Source organism: Marmoricola sp. URHA0025 HA25 (genome assembly GCF_054059435.1).
In genome coordinates this window covers 4,347,905-4,366,023 of sequence record NZ_JBSSCD010000001.1, presented here as the reverse complement: position 1 = coordinate 4,366,023, position 18,119 = coordinate 4,347,905, and the positions used below count along the sequence as shown (strand labels likewise).

The following is an 18,119-nucleotide window of genomic DNA, read 5'->3' as shown; positions in this document are numbered from 1 at the left end:
AGTGTAGGGAGGGACCCCGGGGGCCGCGCACGCTCGATTCGGGCGGCCGGGCGCGGGCCCAGTACATTCGTCCCGGTGACCATGACCCGTGAGGTGAGCGAGGTGGACGACCGGAAGGACATCCGCCGCTTCGTGCTCGCGGTCGTCGGGTTCGCCGTGCTCTTCACCGCTCTGGGGCGGATCTACGGCGAGGACATCGCCATGAAGCTGCTGGACACGCCGACCACGACGCAGGGCTGGCGCTTCATCGGCTGGCTGGTCGCGGCACCACCGGCCGTGCTGACGATGATCACCTGGCACGAGCGGCGCCGGCTCCGTCCCCGGCAGCGCAGGGACCGCAGCCTGGTGCTGGCCGGCTGGATCGGCCTGAGCATGTTCGTGCTCCCCGCGCGCACCACGAGCGTGAACAGCCAGTTCGGCACCGGCGCCCTGGTCGGCGACCCGCTCAGCGAGGGCTGGGCGTGGGGTGCGACGGCCACGGTCATCGGCCTGGCCTTCAGCGGGCTGGTGCTGCTCGTGCTCCACCGGACGGTCGCGGAGCCGACCCGCGAGCAGCGCGACCTGACCGTTCGGTTCCTCGAGCGGGCCTGGCTGGTGCTGCTCGTCGTGTCGCTCGGCTTCGCCCTGTACGGCGCGCGCACCGACGTGTTCCACGGCGGCAGCTGACCTCCGCGGCGGGGTTCGCAGGCTACTGCCGGGTCACCTAGCACCTCCGGGTGATGGACACGGACCTCGTCTACCCCACACAATCTTCGACAAGGGAGGGACTTTCTCGGCCGAGATGTGGTCGACGCGAGAGGAGTCCTTGGATGCATGGCAAGCAGTCCGCAGACGAGAAGCGGATCGAGGAGCTGGCCAGGGTCAACCGGTTCCAGGACTTCACGCCCGCCGAGATGCAGCAGGTCGTCGAGGCGGCGAGGTACCTGACCGTGCCGGCCAACTGGGCGCTGATGGTCGAGCAGCAACCGGCGGACAAGGCGTACCTGATCCTCTCCGGCGAGGTCTCGGTGCGCCAGCACGGCGAGGAGGTCGCCCGGCTCGGCGCCGGCGAGGTGATCGGCGAGATGGCGCTGGTCAACCACCGGCTCCGCTCCGCGACGGTCGTCGCCGCCACTCCGCTCGAGGTCCTGCACTTCACCGACGAGACCGTCGCCTCCCTCACCGAGAAGATCCCGCACTTCCGCGACGCGCTCATGGGCGCCGTCGAGGAGCGGATCGCTCGCGACCAGGGCAGCTGACCCGAGGCCGGGATGAGCCGCCCCGAGGGCTGGTCGGTCAGCCCGGAGCTCGCCGCTCCGGTCGATCTCGGGGGCCTGCGTTTCGTCGATCCTGACATCGAGCGCGACTACCGCAATTGGCGCGCGGACTACGTGCGCGCCTTCACCAGGATCGCGATGTACACCGGGTCCGGGGCAGCCGGGCTCGCCTGGTTCGCGGTCCTCTTCGGCGCGCTGGTCGACCTTCGCGCACTCGCGCTGGTCCTGATCCCGCTGATCGCGCTCCTGCTCGCCGGGTCGGCGGTGTGGGCCCGCGGCGAGCGCGACCACCTGCTGATGCCCGCAGGTGCGGTCGCCAACCTCGTGGGCGGCCTGCTCGCGGTCGCGATGACGGCGCCGACGCACAGCACCCCGCTGGTCGGCGCGTGCGCGGCGATGTCGGCGTACTTCGGGCTCACGATGTTCCGGCTGTCGCCGGGGGTCGCGGCCGTCTCGGTGGCGCCGTACCTGCTGGGCGCCGTCGCGGTCGCCGTCCGGTGGCGCGCCCAGGGCGTGATCGACGACCAGGACCTCGTGCTGGGGATCTTCATCCCGATGACGACGCTGGTCACCGGGATGCTGGTCAACGTGGCGATGGAGTGGACCACGCGCCAGGCCTACCTCGACCACCTGACCATCGACAGCCAGCAGGACGCGCTCTTCGAGGAGCGCACCAGCCTGGCCAGGTTCCTGTCCCCCGGGATCGCCGAGACGGTGCACCACGCCAGCACGGAGGTGATGCGCTGCGAGATCTACAGCCTGACCGCCGTGAGCATCGACCTGCGCGGCTTCACCCGCTACACGCAGCGCAACGGTGCCGAGCGGATGGTCGAGGTCCTGCAGGACTACTACACCGCGGTGATCGAGACGGCCGAGGAGTACGGCGCGACGGTCAAGGACTTCGCCGGCGACGGCGCGCTCGTGCTCGTGGGTGCGCCGTTCCCGCGCGCGGACCACACCCGCGCCGGGCTCCGGCTGGCCCGCGACATGCTGGTGCGCGTCCGCGAGGTCACCTCCCGGTGGCAGACGCCCGACTGCCAGCTCGGCGCCGGCGTCGGCATCGCCTCCGGCGAGTGCGCCGTGGGCACGCTGGGCCTCCCGGCGTCACAGCTCGAGTACGCCGCCGTCGGTACGGCGGTGAACCTCTCCTCCCGGCTCTGCGACATCGCCCGCGACGGCCAGATCCTGATGGCCGCCGGCACCGCTCGCGCGCTCGAGGAGTCGCCCGGGTGGCGGCGCGAGATCGTCACCCTCTCGGGCGTCCCCGAGTCCGTGGAGGTCACGATCGAGGACACCCTGCGGCCGCACGAGATGATCCCCGCCGACCGGCCGGAGGCCTCCGACGTCCCGCCGCAGAGGCAGCCCGGTGCCGAGGCGAGGGCGCGGCCCTAGCCGAGGCCGCGCAGCCGCAGCACCACACCGCCGTGGTCGGAGGGCCACAGTCCGGTGGCCGGGTCGCAATCGGTGATCCGGGTGCCGGTCACGCGTCCCTTGTCGACGCCCAGGCCACCGCCGCCCGCCTTGCGGGCGAAGACCATGTCGATGCGGTGGTCGAAGCCGGCTGCGCTCGGTTCGTTGACCAGCTCGGAGAGTCCTGATGTCCAGCCCTGTGCCGCGGGCTTCCACCGCAGCCACTCGTCGGTGAAACCACCGGCGCCGGTGATCAGGTCGTAGGGCCCGCTGTGCGGCTGGGTGTCGCCCGGCTTGACGCTGTGGTTCAGCGGGTCGGAGTTGCAGTCGCACACGAACACGTTGGTCCGGCCCTGCGCCGGCGCGTGCTGCAGGAGCTCGGCTGCCTGCGCGTAGGCGAGGTCGGAGCTGAACGCCTCGAGGTGGGTGTTGATGAAGCGGAACCTCTTTGATCCGTGCCGCACGTCGACCCAGTTGTAGCCACGCGCGAAGCTGAACGTGGCACCGGCAACGGACAGTGACAGGTTGTGGGAGTACAGCGCATTGCCGTCGTCGAGAACCTTCACGTCGCTGTTCTTGCGCTTGAGGATCACGTCGCGCATGGTGAGCCGGATGTCGCGCGCATCAGGGCTCATCGAGCCGTTGAACGGGCTACCGGTGAAGCTCGGCGCCTCCACGTCGGCGCGGTCGCCGATCTGCACCGCCTTGTAGTGCAGCCCTTCCTTCCGCAGTGCCTTCAGCAGGATGTCGAGGAAGTCGTAGTCGACCGTCGTCGCGTTCAGCACGCCGACCTGGTCGAGCTGGAGAGGCCCGGATCGCCAGAGGGCGACCTCCTGCAGGCCGACGAGTGCGGGGAGGTTCCTCTTGAACTCCTTCGCGAGCAGCCGTGCGCGCACGTTGAAGTTCGTCTGGTCGACGATCGCACGGGTCTCGTGCGTCGCGTTGGCGAGCGCGACCAGGATGTCCTGAGGGGAGCCGCCCGCCTGCTGCGCGGCGAGCGCGGCCACCACGGGACGGTTGATGTCGGCACCCAGGTAGAGGTTGCGGGTCATCACGGTCAGGGGCTTGCCGGGCTTGCCGGCAGCCTCGGCGGAGCTGAGCGGCACGGCGACCAATCCGATCCCGATGACGATGGCTGACAAGGCGGCGAGCAAGCGTGATCTCATCGTGTCCCTCCCGGACCGTGACCTGAGCCACATCCTGTCCCGGGGAGGCCCGGATGTCCATGGCGCCGGATCGCAAGAGCTACGTCAGCGAGTACACCTTCGTCGGGCCGCCGTAGCCCTTGAGGTCGAGATCGGCGAAGTGGGCGCTCGGGAACAGGTCGGAGGTCTCGGCATGCGTCGCATGGTCGAGGAGCACCCGTCCCTCCTCGGATCTCGCGCACAGTCGAGCCGCCAGGTTCACCACCCCGCCCACCGGCTTGTAGTCGTAGCGTCCGTCGAACCCGACGACCCCAAGGGTCGCGTACCCGTAGGCCAGACCAACGCCGTAGTCGAGCTGGTAGTCGCGGCGCTGCCACTCCGCGACGACCGGGCCCATCACGTGTGCGATCTCGCGGGTCATCTCGACGGCGGCGGTCGCCGAGTCCTCTCGCGGGACCGGGTCCCCGAAGTAGGCCATGATCCCGTCACCGGCATAGTCACCCACCGTCGCGTCGTACCGCTGCAAGAGACCGCCGACGACGCGGTAGTACTCGTCCAACACTCCGATGACCTCCTCGGGCTCGGCGCCGTTGGTGAAGGCAGTGAACCCGCGAAGGTCGCAGAAGAAGACAGCGATCCGGCGCCGATGCGGCATGGTCACCTCCTCTGCCTGTCCCGACAGGACCGCGTCGGCGACCTGGGGCGAGAGGAACCTTCTCAACTCACTGAGCCGCTCGATCTCCCCAACCTGTTGCGACACCCGGTGTTCGAGTGTGCGATTGAGCGTGGCGAGCTCGACACGCGCGTCGTGCTCGGACGCGGCGAGCGCATCGGCCCTCTCCGCGATCAGGCCCATCAGCACGGCGGTCGCGACGACGATCGCCGCCACCGCGGACCATTGCGCCTTCGGGGCGAACCAGCCCTCCTGAAGGCTGACGATCAGGCCGAAGCCGGCCAGGACAAGGGATGCACAAGCGACTGCCCAGCGCAGACGCACCGTGTAGAACGCGAACATCGGGGCGCCGATGTACACGGTCGCCCAGACTGCGAACTGAGGCCCGAGTGACGCCATGCCTGCCGAGGCAATGAGCGGCGTCACCATCAGGAGAGTCAGGGCGGTGACCGGTGCAGAGCGTCTGATCTGACGCGGCGAGAGGACAGCGAGAGCCACGAAGATGGCGACCCCGACGGCGAGGCCGCCTGCGCAGAGCATGAATCCCACCGTCCGGTGCTCCCCGAGTGACGGGTTGAGGAGAACAGCGCCGAGCCCCACACCCGGCTCGAGCAGGTACAGCACGCCGGCCGCGGCGGTGAGGCGGACCAGCGCGCCCGTGCTGAACGGCCGCATGGCGCCGGCCCACCGGCCGTCCCACGGCTCGGCATCCGCGGCCTCGACATCCGGACCAGACACATCCCAGAACCGCATGGCCCCACTCCGATCCACGAACCCACCTGCTGGTTGGTCGAGTCAACCGCACGGCGTGGCCCAGCCACCAGAGTGGGCGCGAACTACCGCAGCACCAGCTCGTAGACGAAGTCGTCCTCCCAGCGGCCACCGACGTGGAACCGCTTGGTGCCGACGCGCTCGAAGCCGGACTTCTCGTAGAACCGCTGCGCGCGCACGTTCGCCTGGTTCGTGCCCAGCCACATCCCGGCAGCGCCCGTCTCGCGCGCGACCTCGACTGCCGCGGCGAGCAGCTCGCGCGCGACACCTCCCCCGTGCGCGCTCGGCAGCACGTAGATCTTGCTCAGCTCGGTCGTCGGCCGATGCCGTACGACGGCCCGGGCGTTCTCGTCGTACGGCTCGCCGTGCACCAGCATCGCGTAGCCGACCGCGGCACCGTCCTCCTCCGCGAGCAGGACTGCCCGGCCCGGATCGGCGAGGTACTCCTCGAAGCGCTCGGGCGTGAGGTTGAGCGCGACGAACTTCTCGACGTCCTCGGCCGGCATCTCCGGCGGGCAGGCCAGCACAAAGGTCGCCGCCGCGACTCCGGAGAGTGCGACGGCGTCCTGTGCTGCTGCCGGTCTGATCGTGGCCGTGGCGCCTAGTCCTCGGCGTCGAGGGCCGCGGCGACCCGGCGGTGGGCTTCCCAGATCTCCTCGGGCATGCCCGGGAACTGCTTGAGGTGCTCCTCGCGGTAGCCCATCTCCTGCTGCCAGCGCGGGACGTTGATGGAGAGGATGGTGGCCAGGTCCTCGGGCCTGGTGTCCATGCCCTCGAGGTGCAGCTCGTCCTCGGTCGGGATGATGCCGACCGGGGTCTCGCGGCCCTTGACCTCACCGTTCTTCAGCTGCAGCAGCCACAGCAGTGGGCGCAGGTTGTCCCGGTAGCCGTGCCAGAGGAAGTGACCGTCCTCGGGGTCACGCTGGAACCAGTTCACGTGCGCGAAGATCGGCTGGTCCTTCGCGGCACCGACGATCTCGAGGTAGTGCGCCGCGTAGTCGCCCTCGCCGTAGGCCATGAACGGCCGGTTCGACATCGGGTCGTAGCGCAGCACGCCCTCCTTGCCCTCGGCAGCGGCGGTCGCCTCGGCGCCCAGCGTCAGGCCGTCGTAGACGCCCTCGGCGAGGTCGGTGATCGCGCGGATCAGCGGCTCGCGGTCACGGGTGCGGCCGCCGAAGATGATCGCGTCGATCGGCACGCCCTGCGGCGCGTTGTAGTCCTTGGCGATGTTGGGGACGTTGTCCAGCGTCGTGGTGAACCGGCTGTTCGGGTGTGCCCAGGGCTGGTCGGCCTCCTCAGGAGACCGGTCCGCGATCGGGTTGCCCTTCCAGTCCAGCCAGCCGGTGACGTCGGCCGGGGGCTGCTTGGTGCGGCCCTCCCACCAGACCTCCTGCGTGTCCGGGTTGTAGGCGACGTTGGTGAAGATCACGCCGGTGCCCTCGCCGATCGACGCGAGCGCCGTCGGGTTGGTCTCCTCGTTGGTGTCCTTCGCGACCCCGAAGACGCCGTACTCCGGGTTCATCCCGTAGAGCTTGCCGTCCTTCTCGTCGACCCACAGCCACGCGATGTCGTCGCCGTAGAACGAGACGTGGTACCGGTCGCCGAGGGCGTCGGGGGCGAGCATCATCGCGAGGTTGGTCTTGCCCGAGGCGCTCGGGAAGCCGCCGCAGACGTGGTACTCCTTGCCGGTCTCCTTGTCGAGGATCCCGATCAGCATGTACTGCTCGCCGAGGAACTTCTTCGAGGCCCAGCCGTCGTACGCCGCCTGGCGCAGGCCGTGGGCGATCTTGCCGAGCAGCGCGTTGCCGCCGTACGACGAGCCGTAGTGCAGGATCGTGCGCTCGTCGGCGACCGTCACGAAGTACCGCTGGTCGTCCGGGGTGCCCTGGCCGAGGTTCTCCAGGTCGCCGCACACGTGCACCGCGCGGACGAACATGTTCGGGTCCTCGAGCTCCTCGAGGTAGTGCACGCCGACCCGCGACATCCGGATCATGTGCAGCACGACGGTGCGCGAGTCGGTCAGCTCGACGCCGGCGGCCCAGGGCGCGAGGGGCGATCCCGGAGGCGCCATCAGGTAGGGGATCACGTACATCGTCTTGCCGGCCGAGGCGCCGCGCATGCGCTCCTCGAGCAGCGGCGTCATCTCCGAGGCGGGGCGCCAGTTGTTGTAGACACCCTTGTCCTTGGGGTCGCTCGTCGCGACGATCGTGCGCTCCTCGGAACGCGCGGTGTCCTTGTGGTAGCTGCGCGAGTAGTAGCGGCCCTCACCGGCCGGCAGCAGCTCGCCGGCCTCGAGCGCCTCCTTGACCAGGCGCGCGTCGTCGGCCGCGTCGACGACCTCGACCCGCTCGGCACCGGTCAGGTCGGCCCAGTACGCGACGTACTCGCGCACGTGCGGGTTGGTGACCCCCGCGTCGTCCAGGGCCTTCTCCACGTCTGCCATCGTCTTAGCGTCCTCTCGGATCCGAGGTGTCGATCAGTGGATCGTCGCGCCGTTGCAGCCGATCATGGGAGTGCCGGATCGTCCGCCCGAGGGGGTGCGACCAGGACGCGCCTGAATGTACCTGCACAGGTCTCGCTCGCATATTGGATCGATCAACCACTGGTTCCACAGGGCCGTAGTGCCCGATTTCGTCGCCGATCGACCCTCGCGCTACGATGCTCACCGCTCTTCGGGCACTCCACCCCGGGGCATGCGCTCGTAGCTCAACGGATAGAGCATCTGACTACGGATCAGAAGGTTGGGGGTTCGAATCCCTCCGAGCGCGCCAATCGTTGTGTCGCTACAATAGTTATGTGCCTACAACCAATCCGGCGGTCGCTCCCGAGCTGAGCCGACGCCGCCGGATGCTCGTGCTGGCGATCTGCTGCCTGAGCCTGCTGCTGGTCGGCATGGACATCACCATCGTCAACGTCGCCCTGCCGTCGATCCGCACCGACCTGCACGCGTCGGTCTCGGGCCTGCAGTGGGTCATCGACGCCTACACGGTCGTGCTCGCCAGCCTGCTGATCCTCTCCGGCTCGACCGCGGACCGGCTCGGCCGGCGTCGCACCTTCCAGGTCGGGCTGGTGGTCTTTACCGTGGGCTCGCTGCTGTGCAGCATCGCTCCCGGGCTCGGCTGGCTGGTCGCCTTCCGGATGGTCCAGGCCGTCGGCGGCTCGATGCTCAACCCGGTGGCGATGTCGATCGTGACCAACGTGTTCATCGACCCGCGCGAGCGGGCCCGGGCGATCGGCGTCTTCGCCGGCATGGCCGGGGTCAGCCTGGGCGTCGGCCCGGTCCTCGGCGGCGTGCTCGTCGACTCGATCGGCTGGCGCTCGGTGTTCTGGATCAACGTCCCGATCGGCATTGCTGCCTTCGCCCTGGCGGCGCTGTTCGTCCCGGAGTCGAGGGCGGAGCGCGCACGGCGGATGGATCCGTTCGGGCAGCTCCTCGTCATCGTGGTCCTGCTCTCGATGACCTACGCGATCATCGAGGCGCGCCGGACCGGCACGACCGAGATCTGGGCTCTCGTGGCCCTCTGCCTGGTGTCTCTCGCCGCCCTGCTGCGCCACGAGGGTCGACGCCAGGACCCGCTCATCGAGCTGGCCTTCTTCCGCAGCATGCCGTTCTCGGGCGCGACCGCCATCGCCGTCTGCGGCATGGGCGCGTTCAGCGGGTTCCTGTTCCTCAACACCCTCTACCTGCAGGAGGTCCGTGGTCTGGGCGCGCTGCACGCCGGGCTCTTCCTGCTGCCCCTCGCCACCATGACCGCCCTCTTTGCGCCCGTATCGGGACGCATGGTGGCCGGCCGCGGACCGCGTACGCCGCTCCTGGTCGCCGGCGCCGCCATGTGCGTCGGCGCGCTGCCGCTGACCATGCTCACCGACCACACGGCGTACGGGTGGCTGCTGGCGTCCTCCCTGGTCGTCGGGTTCGGGTTCGGCATGCTGAACGCGCCGATCACCAACGCAGCGGTGTCCGGGATGCCGCGGAGCCGTGCGGGGGTTGCGGCCGCCATCGCGAGCACGAGCCGACAGGTCGGCGCCACCCTCGGCGTGGCCGTGGTCGGTGCGGTGGTCGGCAGCGGCGTCGGCGCCGGCATCCGCACCGATCTCTCGGGAGCGAGCCACGCGGGTTGGTGGATCGTCGTCGGCGCGGCCGCCGCCGTGTTCGTGCTCGCCTGGGTCAGCACCGGCCGACGTGCGGCTGCGTCGGTGGCCCGCGTCGCCCATCTGCTCGACGAGGACCCTGCTCCGCAGGGCGACCTGGCGAGGGCCGGCCGATGAGCGAGCGGTCCGACCCCGCCACCAGCGCGTGGGAGTCGATGCGCCACCTCGTCCTCGACCTGCACGATCGGCGGTTCGCGGTCTCCGAGGCGATCGGGATGAGCTACCTGCGGGCGAAGGCGCTGCGGTTCCTGACGTCCGGGCCACTGCCGATGCGTGAGCTGGGAGCGGCGCTCGTGACCGACGCGCCGTACATCACGGTGATCGTGGACGACCTGGAGAAGCGCGGTCTGGTCGAGCGCGAGGTCAACCCGGCCGACCGCCGGTCCAAGCTGGTGCGCATCACCACCGCAGGGCGAGCGGTCGCCCGCAAGGCAGCCGAGATCCAGTCGGCACCACCGGCGGCGCTGTCCTCCCTGACGCAGGCGGAGCTCGAGACCCTGGACCGGATCCTGCGCCGGCTGGTCGAGAGCTCAGGCGCGTAGCGGCAGCCGGGGCGAGACCACGAAGAACAGCTGGCACGCGGCCAGCGCGATGATCCCCGCCACCGGGCTGAGGATGACCACGAGGGCGGCGAGCGCGTAGAGCGCCTGGGCGAAGAGCAGTCGGCGACGGACCAGGACGAGGCCGTCGCTGCGCTCGGCGGGGACCAGGCCGGCCCGACCCGCGTGCAGGATCGCCCAGCCGATGCAGGCGCCCAGAGCCGCGAGGTTGGCCCAGTAGAGGAACACCGCGAGCCGCACGTGGGAGTTGTCGGCGAGGACCGAGGCGCTGAAGGGAAGCGTCGTCACGAAGAACAGGTAGGTCAGCACCGCCCACGCCAGCATCCGGTCGGAGTCCTCGCAGAGGTCGAGCAGCGTGTGGATCGCCAGCCAGAAGGTGCCCAGCATCGTGAAGCTCAGCAGGTACGCCGCCAGGTTGGGCCCCAGGTCGGTCAGCTCCGACCACAGGGCGTGGCTGCCGCCCGCGCCGGTCCGCGGCAGCCTGAGGTCGAGGACGAGGAGGGTCATCGCGACGGCGAAGACACCGTCGGCAAGTGCCTGGATCCGGCCGGGGTTGCGTCCGGAGTACTGGTTGTAGAGCCCGCTCACGCGGACAGGATGGCACCCGCCGACGGCATCCGGGTGGTGCCTCGGTAGCCGAAAGAACGATGTCCCGGGTTGCATGTTTGTGAATAATCGGACACGTGACCCCCACGGAGTACGGCGCCGCCCACCGTCGTCTCCTGCAGAGCGATGCAGGTGACCTCTTCCAGAAGATCGTCCTGGAAGGGGCGATCAGCGCGGACGACCCGCGTGTCCTCGAGGGCGGTCCGCACCACGAGGCGTTCACGTTCCTCGTCGACCTCGGCCTGCTCGCCCTCGACCCCCCGACGGCGTCCTTCCTGCCGGTCGACCCGGCGACCGTCCAGTCGCGGGTGGTCTCCCCGATGGGCCAGCGCGCCGCCGAGCTCCTCGCCGAGTCGACGGAGTGGGCCAACACGTTCGGCGAGCTGGGGCTCGCCTACCGGCGTACCGCTCCCGCCGCCGTCCCGATCGTCGAGCTCCGCGGCCTGCCCAACATCAACCGCTTCCTCACCGCGGCCGTCGGGGACGCGGAGTTCGAGCTGCTGACGGCCCAGCCCGACGGTGCCCGCGACCCGGCGATCCTCGCCGAGGCGATCGAGCGCGACAAGCGCGCGCTCGAGCGCGGCGTGCGGATGCACACCCTCTACCAGCACTCCGCCCGGCGCAGCGTGGCCACCCGCGAGTACGTCGAGCAGGTGATCAGGCACGGCGCGGAGGTCCGCACCCTCGACGAGTTCTTCAACCGGCTCATCGTCGTCGATCGCCGGCTCGCGATCGTCCCGGGCGCGGAGGGCTACCAGGTCGCGATCGCGATCCACGACGCCGGCCTGGTCGCCTACCTCGTCGACATCTTCGAGCGCTACTGGGAGCGCGCCCGCGGCTTCACCGACCGGGAGCTCAACACCGAGCGCGAGGTCGCCGACGACGTCCACAACATGACCGTGCGGATGCTCGTCGAGGGCCACAGCGACAACGCCAGCGCGAAGCGGATGGGCGTCAGCACCCGCACCTACGCGGGCTACGTCGCGTCGCTCAAGGCGGAGTACGCCGTGGAGACCCGCTTCCAGCTCGGCTACGCGATCGGCCAGCAGGAGGAGCGCGAGCGCCAGGAGAAGGGCTCGCGTCCTCCGCGACCAGCGACGGCTCCCGACGCCTGAGTCCGGGAGATGTCCGGACATGACAAGGGCGGAGAGTGGGGGTCTCTCCGCCCTTCGTCACGAGACGGGCCGGGGGTTGGCAATGACGGACTGTCTGGGGGTGACGTGCGTCCTCGTCTCGAGTCTTTGGTTGTCGTTCAGCCGCCCCATCCGGTGTCCATGAGCACCATGTGCACGTGGCTCGACGAGGCGTCGGCGGCCGCGCCGGCCGGCGCGGCGGAACCGGCGAAGATGCCGGTCACGAGGATCGCGCCCGCGGCGAGGCGGGCGACGCGCTTGAGTGTGCTCATCGTCAGGGGTCCTTAGGTTCGCGGCCACGCAGGGGATGTGGTCGGTATGCCCCAGTCTCGCCCACGTTGGTCCCGCCGACCAACGGACGGGTTGCCTCATGAACGTGCAGTGCACCTTCCTGCAAGTTCGTGCAAGTCGGCCCGGCGGGCCGGAATCGCCCGGGATCGCCGATGGCCCGGGCCCACGATGGTGGGGCCCAGGCCATCGCGATGCCCTCGGACATCACACCGCGGAGGTGGCGGGATTTGAACCCGCGAGAGGGGTTTGCCCTCAACCCGCTTAGCAGGCGGGCGCCATAGACCGGACTAGGCGACACCTCCAGGCAGCGTGGGACAGGTTACCCATGCGCGGCGTGCTGGGAGAAATCGGGCCGGTACGCCGCGAAGCGGCGCGCAACCGCCTCAGAGAGGGCGGTAGCCGTGGCCGGCGTCGAGCCGCCGGCGCAGCTCCTCGACGAACTCCTCACGGTCGCCCTCGACGAGGTTCACCGGCACGGTCGAGGCAGCACCGTCGCGCAGCCGCAGCACCACGCACGGCGTACCTGAGACGACTGCGGTAGTGACGTCGGCGACGTCGGTCCAGCGTGCGTGCGCCCGGCCGACGCCGCGGACGAAGCGCACCCGGTAGCCGGTGGCGTCCAGCCGCACGACGTACCAGCCGCGGCCCAGGGCAACGGCGGCGACGACCACCGCGACGGCGCCCAGCGCGACGAGTCCGGCGACCACGGACCGCGGGACATCTGCGAGCGCGACCACCACGGTGACCACCAGCGCGGAGACGCCGATCGCCGCCAGCACAGCACCCATGAGGCGCGCGCGCAACGCCGTCGCCAGCCGGTAGTCGCGGGTTTCCATCATCGCCACGGGGCCATTGTGCGGTGCGATTTTCAATCGTCCTCCGGCCCTTGTCAGGGGGTGTGGGCTGAGTCACACTCAAGGTCCCACTGGTGCACGACCAGACTCTCGTGAGGTGGTGGCTGATGACCCTCGAATCAGCGATCTCGGAGCTTCAGGAGACACTCACCGGCGCACGGACGTCGTCGAACTGGCGATGGCTCGTCCGGCAGCGGCTCTCCGCGGTCCGGCAGGCGCTCAGCGACGAGAACTTCCAGGCCTGGGACGGCTGGCTCGCCGCCCGCACCGGCACCGCCGACCGCGAGCGCCGGCAGCTGCTGGCGCGCATCTCGACCGTCGGCACGGGCCTGCTCGACCGGCTGGACAGCGACCGGATGGCGGTCGAGGTCCGGCGGCTGCTCGCCGACGTCGAGCACTACCGGCAGCGCGTGCACGACCTCATCTACGACTCGGTGTCGCTCGAGATCGGCGGCTCGGAGTAACGAGCGCGCAGCTCCGCAGCGCCTTCGGCAGCCGCCTGCCCCGGCCGCGCCCCCTCTGCTGAGGGCGCAGCTCCGCAGCGCCTTCGGCAGCAGAGGGGGCGGGATTCGAACCCGCGGCTGACATCTCTGCCAGCGACCGCTTTCAAGGCGGTTCCGATCGGCCACTCCGGCACCCCTCCCTGCGTCCGGGCGCGAGTCCCGGCGCAGGTTCGGGAGTCTAGTGCTCGAGCACCAGGAGGATGTCGCCCTCCTGGATCACGTCGCCGGCGACGACCTTGACCTCGTGGACGGTGCCGGCGCGCTCGGCGAGCACCGGGATCTCCATCTTCATCGACTCCAGCAGCATCACCGTGTCGCCGACCTCGACGTCGTCGCCCGGCGCGACCGCCACCGACAGGACGCTGGCCACCATCTCGGCGAGGATCTGCGACGTCGAGGAGGCCATGGGCGCGACGCTACCGTGGGCCGGCTGTTACTCGCGCGTTCGCGGCCGCGGTGCACTCAGTGCAGTGGCTCGAACCTGCCCGGCTCGGGCCGGTGCGCCTCGGCCTCCTCGTCGCGGCGGGCGCGTCGCCCGTGGGTGCCGGTCAGCGACTGCTCCACCCGGATCACGACGTACCCCAGGGCCACGCCGGCGACGACGCTGTAGATCGCGCCGAGCACCACGGCGCTCGGGCTGAGCTCCTGCGCGACCAGCCGGGTCGCCGAGGGCGAGGTCACCGCGACCCCGAACGCGCAGACCCACCAGCCCTGCCGTCTCCGCGCGCGCATGAAGACGCCCCAGACGAGTGCCGGGTAGCCGAGCAGCGCCATGATCGGGTGCGGTACGGCGTGCAGCGCGTCCTTCGTCGAGTCGCGGAGGTCGTCGATGGTGCCGACGAGGTCACGCGACCCCCACTGTGCGATCGCCTCGCTGTAGGCGAGCGCGATCGCCAGCATCAGCACGGCACCGCCGGCGACGACGTAGCCTCGCCGGCCGAGCCCGTGGAGGCCGGCGCCGAGCCGGTAGACCAGCGCGATCGCGCCGAGGAGCGACAGCCCGAGCACGGCGTACCCGAAGCGGACCAGATCGACGTCGAGGCGTGCCCCCGGGCCGTACGCGACGACCCCGAGCGCACCGACCCAGCCGATCATGGTCGCGACGAGGGCCTCCCGGATCGCCCGGGCCACGTTGGCGGCCGGGACCGTGGCCATCACACCGAGCGTCGCGGCGAGCACGCCGGTGCCGACCGCGCAGCCGGCGAGGAGCGGGTGCCATCCGGTGGCAAAGGCCGCGGCTGCCAGCGCGGCGGTCAGGAGCGCGGCCCAGATGGGGCGGCCCCCCGTGCGGACCGCCAGGGCGAGGGCGAGTGCCGTCGACAGCGCCCCGCCGGCGACCTGGCGGACCAGGTCGGGGAGGTCGTCGGTGACCCGCACCGCGACGAGCGCGGCGACGCAGACCAGGACGACCAGCACCCACAGCCCCTGGGCGGTGCGCCGGAGAGCGGCCCGCGTCCGTCCGGACCCGCCGCGCCGGGTGGGCGCGGCAGGCCGGGTGCCGGCACGCGCGGACTGGCGGTGGGGACGGGCCGGGTCGGACGGTGCGGCCTCGGGGTAGAGCTGTGTGGGAGCCGGGGTCGGCGCGACCGGCGAAGGCTTCGAGGACGGCTCGCGGCGCCGGGTCGGCTCGGGCTGCTCAGCGCGCCGGCGGGGCCGGGCGGCCGGCCGCTCGGCCGGTGGGAGCGAGGGTCGTGAGACCGGCGCGCGGGCGGCACGGCGTGCCGGCGGTCGGCCCGTCGTACCGCCACCGGCGTCCGGGATCGCGGTCGACGGCGGCTCGTTGCCGGGCACAGCGCGTCGGCGACCGGGTGCGCGGTCAGGACCGGACACCTGTCCCACCTTCTGTGTTGGCCGTCTGATCAGGGCGCGACGAGCCCCGCCTGGCCTGCCCCCCGACCCGGCCCGCGGCGTTCGCCTGGATAGACGTCGGAGCCTATCAACCGGGGCCGTTCGAGGGCCCTCACATCCGGCGGTTCAGGAGCGAGGGGTTGGTCGCCCGGGCGTCCCGGACCGCGGCCAGGTCGAGCGGCACGCTCAGGACCTCGTCGGCCTCACCGGCCTCGACCACGACGTCGCCGGTCGGCGAGACCACCAGCGAGTGCCCGCAGTAACGAGGGCCCGGCTGGGCCGCGGCGACCACCCAGCAGAGGTTCTCGATAGCGCGTGCGCGCAGGAGTGCCTGCCACTGCATCACCTTGCGCGGCCCGGCGACCCAGGCAGCGGGCACGACCAGGACGTCCATGCCGTCGGCGGACAGTGCACGCGCGAGCTCGGGGAAGCGCAGGTCGTAGCAGGTCATCAGGCCGACCCGGAAGCCATGGACGTCGGCGGTGACCGGCTCCAGTGGGCCGGCGCTCAGTGCGTCGGACTCGCGGTAGCCGAACGAGTCGTACAGGTGGATCTTCCGGTACGTCGTGCGGCTCCCGGGCCCGGCCAGCACCAGCGTGTTGTACGGGCGATCGGTCTCGTCGGACCGCTCGAACATGCCCGCCAGCACGGTGATGTCGTGCTTCTCGGCCAACTCGCCGAGCCGGGTCGCGAAGGGCCCGTCGAGCGGCTCGGCGTACGGGCCGACGTCGCTGCCGGGCTCGCCGAAGTCACGGGCGAAGGCCTCGGGAAGCACCACCAGATCGGCGCCGTCGGCGAGATCGGCCACCCGGTCCAGAGCCGCGAGGTTCGCCGCCGGGTCGAGCCCGGACGCGTGCTGCCAGAGCGTGACGCGCAGGACCTCGTGCGCGTCTTGATCGGCGTCGGTCATGCAACCAGCGTGCCAGCCGTGGTGACACACTGCGAGCCGTGGCGGGAGACCCCTTCGGCGCAGTCGTGCTCACCGGTGGCGGAGCCGCGCGCCTGGGCGGTGCGGACAAGGCGTCGATCGAGGTCGGCGACCGGACGCTGCTCGAGCACGCGATCGGCGCACTGGCCGCGGCGACCGAGATCGTCGTCGTCGGCGGTGAGGTGCCGACCAGCCGTCCGATGACGTTCACCCGCGAGGACCCCGCAGGCGGCGGCCCGGCGGCCGGCCTGCTCGCGGGCCTGCGAGCGTTCGCCCACCGGCCCCGGCTGGTGGTGGCGCTCGCGGTCGACATGCCGCTCGTGTCGCCCGACACGGTGCGCCGGTTGATCGACGCTGCGGACGAGGACGGCGCCGTGCTCGTCGACCCGTCAGGGCGCGAGCAGTACCTCTGCGCGGCGTACTCGGTGAGTGCGATCGAGGCGTCGCGAGCCGGCGCCACCACGCACGGCCTCTCGATGCGGGAGCTGGTCGACGGCCTGCGGCTGGCACGCGTCCCGGCTGCCGGCGACGAGGCCCAGGATCTCGACACCTGGGACGACCTCGTCCGGTTTCGCGAAGCCCTCGACCGGAGAGATCGGTGATCCTTCGCCATTGCCCTTGCGCCGTCCGGCTGCGTGGGTAATCGTGGCGTTGTGAACCTGCACGACTGGATCGACGAGCTCTGCGACGTGCTCGACGTGGAGGTCGACCTCGACGAGGCGCTCATCCTGGATGTCGCTCGCGAAGCTGCGCACAACGTGGCCCGGCCGGCCGCGCCGATCACCACGTTCCTGCTCGGGTACGCCGCGGCCGCCTCCGAGGGCGATCCCGAGGAGATCGAACGCCTGGCGGCGGCTGCGCTGGCCCTGGCCCAGCGGTGGGACAAGACGGGCGTACGACGTGGCCCACGAGGACGACGATCCCGAGGTCGAGGAGGAGCTGGAGTCGGTCGAAGCCTGACCGGCCCCTGCTCGTTGCGCTGCCTATGCTGGGGCGATGCGTGCTGTCACCGTCCCGACGCCCGGCGGCCCCGACGCCCTGACGCTGACCGACCTTCCCGATCCCGAACCGGGGCACGGCGAGGTCGTCGTGGACGTCGTCGCCAGCGCGGTCAACCGTGCCGACCTGCTGCAGCGGATGGGGTTCTACCCACCACCGCCGGGTGCGAGCGACGTGCTCGGGCTCGAGTGCTCGGGCACGATCCGCTCGGTGGGCGAGGTGGTCGACCGCTGGTCGATCGGCGACGAGGTCTGTGCGCTGCTCGCCGGCGGCGGGTACGCCGAGCAGGTGGTCGTGCCTGCCGGGCAGCTGATGCGCGTGCCGGACGGCGTCCCGCTCGCCACCGCGGCGGCGCTGCCCGAGGTCGCGTGCACGGTGTGGTCCAACGTCTTCATGGTCGCCCAGCTGCGGTCCGGTGAGACGCTGCTCGTCCACGGTGGCGCCGGAGGGATCGGCAGCTTCGCGATCCAGCTCGCGTCCGCGCTCGGGGCGCGGGTGTTCGCGACCGGGGGGTCGGCGGAGAAGCTCGAGCTGTGTCGCACACTTGGCGCCGAGCGGGCGATCTCCTACCGCGACGAGGCCGCTTCTGGAATTCCACTCTGGGTCGACGTGCTCGCCGAGGCCGGCGGCGCCGACGTCATCCTGGACAACATGGGCGCGAAGTACCTCGCCAGGAACGTCGCCGCGCTGGCCACCGAGGGCCGGCTCGCGATCATCGGGTTGCAGGGTGGGTCGAAGGGCGAGCTCGACCTCGGTGTGCTCATGTCCAAGCGCGCGGCGGTCGCCGCGACCACGCTGCGCGCGCGACCTGTCGGGGAGAAGGCAGCGATCTGCCGGGCGGTCGAGGAGCACGTCTGGCCGCTCGTCGAGGCCGGCAAGGTGCGGCCCGTGGTCGGCGCGGAGATCCCGCTCGCCGACGTCGCCGAGGCGCACGCCCTCATGGACTCCGGTGAGCACATCGGCAAGATCCTGCTCCGCGTCTGAGCCCGG

The 18,119-nt window shown here is 71.0% G+C and carries 19 protein-coding genes, 3 tRNA genes and 1 pseudogene; 11 read left to right on the top strand and 12 right to left on the bottom strand.

Annotated features, from left to right (window positions below; all coding sequences use genetic code 11):
• The first annotated feature begins 75 nt into the window (after positions 1 to 75).
• The 3 genes from ACVW00_RS21515 to ACVW00_RS21505 all read left to right on the top strand — a co-directional run bounded on the left by ACVW00_RS21515 (position 76) and on the right by ACVW00_RS21505 (position 2,648).
• Positions 76 to 666 (top strand): hypothetical protein, encoded by a 591-nt coding sequence (locus tag ACVW00_RS21515; protein WP_457112933.1) that lies wholly within the window; start codon positions 76 to 78, stop codon positions 664 to 666.
• A gap of 143 nt (positions 667 to 809) precedes the next feature.
• Positions 810 to 1,238 carry a Crp/Fnr family transcriptional regulator gene (locus ACVW00_RS21510; RefSeq protein ID WP_457112932.1) on the top strand — a complete coding sequence of 143 codons (429 nt, stop codon included), beginning with the start codon at positions 810 to 812 and terminating at the stop codon, positions 1,236 to 1,238.
• Positions 1,239 to 1,250: 12 nt separating this feature from the next.
• A complete protein-coding gene (locus ACVW00_RS21505; protein ID WP_457112931.1) occupies positions 1,251 to 2,648 on the top strand; it encodes an adenylate/guanylate cyclase domain-containing protein in 1,398 nt (465 codons plus the stop codon).
• Here the strand turns inward: ACVW00_RS21505 and ACVW00_RS21500 are convergent.
• The 4 genes from ACVW00_RS21500 to ACVW00_RS21485 form a co-directional block, all read right to left on the bottom strand.
• Positions 2,645 to 3,832: a hypothetical protein gene (locus tag ACVW00_RS21500; RefSeq protein WP_457112930.1), complete on the bottom strand. Its 1,188-nt coding sequence runs from the start codon at positions 3,830 to 3,832 to the stop codon at positions 2,645 to 2,647. The two genes, ACVW00_RS21505 and ACVW00_RS21500, sit on opposite strands and share 4 nt — an antisense overlap.
• 79 nt (positions 3,833 to 3,911) lie before the next feature.
• The gene (locus ACVW00_RS21495; protein WP_457112929.1) at positions 3,912 to 5,237 is read right to left on the bottom strand and encodes an adenylate/guanylate cyclase domain-containing protein; all 1,326 of its coding nucleotides are present in this window, start codon (positions 5,235 to 5,237) and stop codon (positions 3,912 to 3,914) included.
• Positions 5,238 to 5,320: 83 nt separating this feature from the next.
• Positions 5,321 to 5,842, bottom strand: coding sequence for an N-acetyltransferase family protein (locus tag ACVW00_RS21490; RefSeq protein ID WP_457113156.1), 522 nt, complete (start codon positions 5,840 to 5,842; stop codon positions 5,321 to 5,323).
• Between the two features lie 14 nt (positions 5,843 to 5,856).
• Entirely contained in the window at positions 5,857 to 7,698 is a 1,842-nt protein-coding gene (locus ACVW00_RS21485) for a phosphoenolpyruvate carboxykinase (GTP) (protein ID WP_457112928.1), read from the bottom strand.
• A 252-nt stretch (positions 7,699 to 7,950) separates the two neighbouring features.
• Between ACVW00_RS21485 and ACVW00_RS21480 the strand changes: the two genes are divergently transcribed.
• From ACVW00_RS21480 to ACVW00_RS21470, 3 genes are all read left to right on the top strand, one after another.
• Positions 7,951 to 8,026, top strand: a tRNA-Arg gene (locus tag ACVW00_RS21480).
• Positions 8,027 to 8,051: 25 nt separating this feature from the next.
• Complete coding sequence (locus ACVW00_RS21475; RefSeq protein ID WP_457112927.1) at positions 8,052 to 9,524, top strand: MFS transporter; 1,473 nt, start codon at positions 8,052 to 8,054, stop codon at positions 9,522 to 9,524.
• Positions 9,521 to 9,949, top strand: a complete 429-nt coding sequence (locus ACVW00_RS21470; RefSeq protein ID WP_457112926.1) for a MarR family winged helix-turn-helix transcriptional regulator — start codon at positions 9,521 to 9,523, stop codon at positions 9,947 to 9,949. Before ACVW00_RS21475 ends, ACVW00_RS21470 begins: the two co-directional genes overlap by 4 nt.
• Here the strand turns inward: ACVW00_RS21470 and ACVW00_RS21465 are convergent.
• The gene (locus ACVW00_RS21465; RefSeq protein WP_457112925.1) at positions 9,938 to 10,555 is read right to left on the bottom strand and encodes a TMEM175 family protein; all 618 of its coding nucleotides are present in this window, start codon (positions 10,553 to 10,555) and stop codon (positions 9,938 to 9,940) included. The genes ACVW00_RS21470 and ACVW00_RS21465 overlap by 12 nt on opposite strands.
• Before the next feature lie 95 nt (positions 10,556 to 10,650).
• On the opposite strand from ACVW00_RS21465, the gene ACVW00_RS21460 reads away from it, so the two are divergent.
• Complete coding sequence (locus ACVW00_RS21460; RefSeq protein ID WP_457112924.1) at positions 10,651 to 11,688, top strand: LuxR family transcriptional regulator; 1,038 nt, start codon at positions 10,651 to 10,653, stop codon at positions 11,686 to 11,688.
• A 137-nt stretch (positions 11,689 to 11,825) separates the two neighbouring features.
• Here the strand turns inward: ACVW00_RS21460 and ACVW00_RS21455 are convergent, their stop codons facing one another.
• The 3 genes from ACVW00_RS21455 to ACVW00_RS21445 all read right to left on the bottom strand — a co-directional run bounded on the left by ACVW00_RS21455 (position 11,826) and on the right by ACVW00_RS21445 (position 12,842).
• Positions 11,826 to 11,978, bottom strand: coding sequence for a hypothetical protein (locus ACVW00_RS21455; RefSeq protein WP_457112923.1), 153 nt, complete (start codon positions 11,976 to 11,978; stop codon positions 11,826 to 11,828).
• Positions 11,979 to 12,209: 231 nt separating this feature from the next.
• A tRNA-Ser gene (locus ACVW00_RS21450) sits at positions 12,210 to 12,299 on the bottom strand.
• Positions 12,300 to 12,380: 81 nt separating this feature from the next.
• Positions 12,381 to 12,842, bottom strand: a complete 462-nt coding sequence (locus ACVW00_RS21445; protein ID WP_457112922.1) for a hypothetical protein — start codon at positions 12,840 to 12,842, stop codon at positions 12,381 to 12,383.
• 116 nt (positions 12,843 to 12,958) lie between these two features.
• On the opposite strand from ACVW00_RS21445, the gene ACVW00_RS21440 reads away from it, so the two are divergent.
• Entirely contained in the window at positions 12,959 to 13,315 is a 357-nt protein-coding gene (locus tag ACVW00_RS21440; protein WP_457112921.1) for a hypothetical protein, read from the top strand.
• A gap of 90 nt (positions 13,316 to 13,405) precedes the next feature.
• Here the strand turns inward: ACVW00_RS21440 and ACVW00_RS21435 are convergent.
• The 4 genes from ACVW00_RS21435 to ACVW00_RS21420 all read right to left on the bottom strand — a co-directional run bounded on the left by ACVW00_RS21435 (position 13,406) and on the right by ACVW00_RS21420 (position 16,112).
• Positions 13,406 to 13,494, bottom strand: a tRNA-Ser gene (locus ACVW00_RS21435).
• Between the two features lie 38 nt (positions 13,495 to 13,532).
• A complete protein-coding gene (locus tag ACVW00_RS21430; RefSeq protein WP_457112920.1) occupies positions 13,533 to 13,760 on the bottom strand; it encodes a biotin/lipoyl-binding carrier protein in 228 nt (75 codons plus the stop codon).
• A gap of 56 nt (positions 13,761 to 13,816) precedes the next feature.
• The gene (locus ACVW00_RS21425; protein WP_457112919.1) at positions 13,817 to 15,184 is read right to left on the bottom strand and encodes a hypothetical protein; all 1,368 of its coding nucleotides are present in this window, start codon (positions 15,182 to 15,184) and stop codon (positions 13,817 to 13,819) included.
• A gap of 130 nt (positions 15,185 to 15,314) precedes the next feature.
• Positions 15,315 to 16,112, bottom strand: a complete 798-nt coding sequence (locus ACVW00_RS21420; RefSeq protein WP_457112918.1) for a carbon-nitrogen hydrolase family protein — start codon at positions 16,110 to 16,112, stop codon at positions 15,315 to 15,317.
• A 38-nt stretch (positions 16,113 to 16,150) separates the two neighbouring features.
• Between ACVW00_RS21420 and mobA the strand changes: the two genes are divergently transcribed.
• From mobA to ACVW00_RS21405, 3 genes and pseudogenes are all read left to right on the top strand, one after another.
• Entirely contained in the window at positions 16,151 to 16,732 is a 582-nt protein-coding gene (gene mobA, locus ACVW00_RS21415; RefSeq protein WP_457112917.1) for a molybdenum cofactor guanylyltransferase, read from the top strand.
• 33 nt (positions 16,733 to 16,765) lie between these two features.
• A pseudogene (locus tag ACVW00_RS21410) lies at positions 16,766 to 17,008 on the top strand (DUF6457 domain-containing protein); the annotation flags it as partial.
• Positions 17,009 to 17,126: 118 nt separating this feature from the next.
• Positions 17,127 to 18,113, top strand: coding sequence for an NAD(P)H-quinone oxidoreductase (locus ACVW00_RS21405; RefSeq protein ID WP_457112916.1), 987 nt, complete (start codon positions 17,127 to 17,129; stop codon positions 18,111 to 18,113).
• Positions 18,114 to 18,119 lie beyond the last annotated feature (6 nt).

Coding starts and splice junctions, on each gene's coding strand:
- ACVW00_RS21510 (WP_457112932.1), top strand. CDS start 810: ATGCATGGCAAGCAGTCCGCAGACGAGAAGCGGATCGAGGAGCTGGCC.
- ACVW00_RS21505 (WP_457112931.1), top strand. CDS start 1,251: ATGAGCCGCCCCGAGGGCTGGTCGGTCAGCCCGGAGCTCGCCGCTCCG.
- ACVW00_RS21500 (WP_457112930.1), bottom strand. CDS start 3,832: ATGAGATCACGCTTGCTCGCCGCCTTGTCAGCCATCGTCATCGGGATC.
- ACVW00_RS21495 (WP_457112929.1), bottom strand. CDS start 5,237: ATGCGGTTCTGGGATGTGTCTGGTCCGGATGTCGAGGCCGCGGATGCC.
- ACVW00_RS21485 (WP_457112928.1), bottom strand. CDS start 7,698: ATGGCAGACGTGGAGAAGGCCCTGGACGACGCGGGGGTCACCAACCCG.
- ACVW00_RS21470 (WP_457112926.1), top strand. CDS start 9,521: ATGAGCGAGCGGTCCGACCCCGCCACCAGCGCGTGGGAGTCGATGCGC.
- ACVW00_RS21455 (WP_457112923.1), bottom strand. CDS start 11,978: ATGAGCACACTCAAGCGCGTCGCCCGCCTCGCCGCGGGCGCGATCCTC.
- ACVW00_RS21440 (WP_457112921.1), top strand. CDS start 12,959: ATGACCCTCGAATCAGCGATCTCGGAGCTTCAGGAGACACTCACCGGC.
- ACVW00_RS21430 (WP_457112920.1), bottom strand. CDS start 13,760: ATGGCCTCCTCGACGTCGCAGATCCTCGCCGAGATGGTGGCCAGCGTC.
- ACVW00_RS21420 (WP_457112918.1), bottom strand. CDS start 16,112: ATGACCGACGCCGATCAAGACGCGCACGAGGTCCTGCGCGTCACGCTC.
- ACVW00_RS21405 (WP_457112916.1), top strand. CDS start 17,127: ATGCGTGCTGTCACCGTCCCGACGCCCGGCGGCCCCGACGCCCTGACG.